Below are 1,758 nucleotides of genomic sequence, written 5' to 3' on the forward strand. Positions count from 1 at the left end.
CCAGCCTGCACGCCCCCGAAGACCTCCTGCCCGCCGCTCGGGCCCTTGCCGCCGAACTGACAACCCAGGTCGCCCCTGTCTCCGTAGCAGCCATCCGCCGGGGGCTGGTCGCCATGTCCGGCGACAAGACCCCCGACGACGTCTTCGCACTCGACGCCCGCCTCATCTCCTACGCTTTCTCCAGTGCCGACCTCCGCGAAGGCATCATGTCCTTCCTCCAGAAGCGCCCACCTCGCTTCACCGGCACTGTGGCCACCGAGCTCCCCCACCTCGACGATTGGCTGTCCTGAACTGGCGCAGCTGCTTCGGCAGGCTGTCCCGCCCGGCTGAGGACTGTCCCCGGCCGGGACAGCGGGCATTTTTGTTCGTAAAGTTCATGATTGTGTCACCGAACTCGAATACCGCGGCTGTGGCCGGGGCGCTGTCCTTACTGACTGTGAGACTCGATCGCCTCCTGCGCCTGCATCACACCGACCAGCCGATCTCGTTGGTCCAACGCTCAGCGCTCACCACCCTCGTCCGCGACGGCGCCATGTCCTCGGGCGCGCTCGCCGTCAAAGAAGGAGTGCGGCCGCCATCGATGACGCGCACGATCAACGCGTTGGCCGCGCTGGGACTGATCGAGCGCAGACCCCACCCGTCCGACGGCAGGCAGGTCGTCGTCGCGGCCTCGCGATCGGGCCGGTCACTGCTGACCGACAAAGTCTCGGCTCGTGATGCCTGGCTCGCCGGGCAGTTGAGCAAGCTCTCCGACGAGCAGGCCACCCTGCTGAGGCAGGCCGTGGTGATCATGAGCCACATCGGCGAGGCGGAACCCCTCCCTGAATGATCGTCTCGCCAGGGCGTGATGGACCGGTCGGCTCGCCTCGAGCTCACCGGCCACAGCGATGTCAGGCGACCGTCGTGGCTGGATCCGCCTCAGATCCGGCGCATGAAGGCGAGCGTGTAGTAGACGTTGTCGATGTTGCGCTCGACCACGCTGACCAGTTGCCACCCCTGCGATTCGAGCATCTCGACACCGTTGAGCAGGTGCACGACAGGTTCGAAGATCGCGCGCTGATACGCGGCCGAACCGAACACAAAGCCGCCGGTCTGCGGTGAGCTCAGCACCAGGTTGCGACGCGGATAGGACCGCAGGTCCACCGCACCGTTCAACACGGCGATGACATCGAAAACAGGCCCGGGCGCAGGAGCATTCACGCCCTCATCGTCCTACACCCACCGGGCGCCCGGCACCTTTCGTACCACCACGACCGAACGCGGAGATCGTTCTCGCCGTGACCTATCCGCGCGAGGCCACGGTTTCGGCGGTCTTGTCGGTGCGGCGTCTGCCCGGCGCCCACACGGCGATGAGTACGGCCGCCCCGATGGTCAGGAATCCCAGCACGGTCGCGGACTCCTGCATGCCGTGGATGAACGCGGACTTCGCGAAATCGCCGAGCTGCTGCGCGGGCGGGCCCACGCGCTCCACCACCTCGAGCGCGGCCGCGAGCGAGTCACCGACCGGTTCACGCGCGGCCTCGGGGAGGCTGGGCAGGGCGGGGGCGATGCGCTCGCCGTAACCCGCCGCGAGCACGCTGCCCGCGATCGCGATGCCGATGGCGGCACCGATTTCACGGGCGGCATCGTTGACCGCCGCGGCTACACCGTGCTTCTGCACGGGGGTGCCGTCGACGATCGCCGCTGTCGCCGGCGCGGTGGACAAACCGATCCCCGCGCTCATCAGCAGCAACGGGCCGAGGAGGTCCCCATAGGAAG

2 protein-coding genes and 2 pseudogenes are annotated in these 1,758 nt (G+C 67.7%); 2 read left to right on the forward strand and 2 right to left on the reverse strand.

Annotated features, from left to right (window positions below; translation table 11 throughout):
* A pseudogene (locus ACFWF3_RS34660) lies at positions 1 to 290 on the forward strand (enoyl-CoA hydratase); the annotation flags it as partial.
* Between the two features lie 86 nt (positions 291 to 376).
* Positions 377 to 829, forward strand: a complete 453-nt coding sequence (locus tag ACFWF3_RS34665; RefSeq protein WP_379318283.1) for a MarR family winged helix-turn-helix transcriptional regulator — start codon at positions 377 to 379, stop codon at positions 827 to 829.
* Positions 830 to 918: 89 nt separating this feature from the next.
* Here the strand turns inward: ACFWF3_RS34665 and ACFWF3_RS34670 are convergent, their stop codons facing one another.
* The gene (locus ACFWF3_RS34670; RefSeq protein WP_378990155.1) at positions 919 to 1,200 is read right to left on the reverse strand and encodes a hypothetical protein; all 282 of its coding nucleotides are present in this window, start codon (positions 1,198 to 1,200) and stop codon (positions 919 to 921) included.
* Between the two features lie 82 nt (positions 1,201 to 1,282).
* Positions 1,283 to 1,758: pseudogene (locus tag ACFWF3_RS34675) on the reverse strand (MFS transporter); the annotation flags it as partial.

The organism is Nocardia sp. NPDC060220, assembly GCF_042727815.1.
GTDB lineage: Bacteria > Actinomycetota > Actinomycetes > Mycobacteriales > Mycobacteriaceae > Nocardia.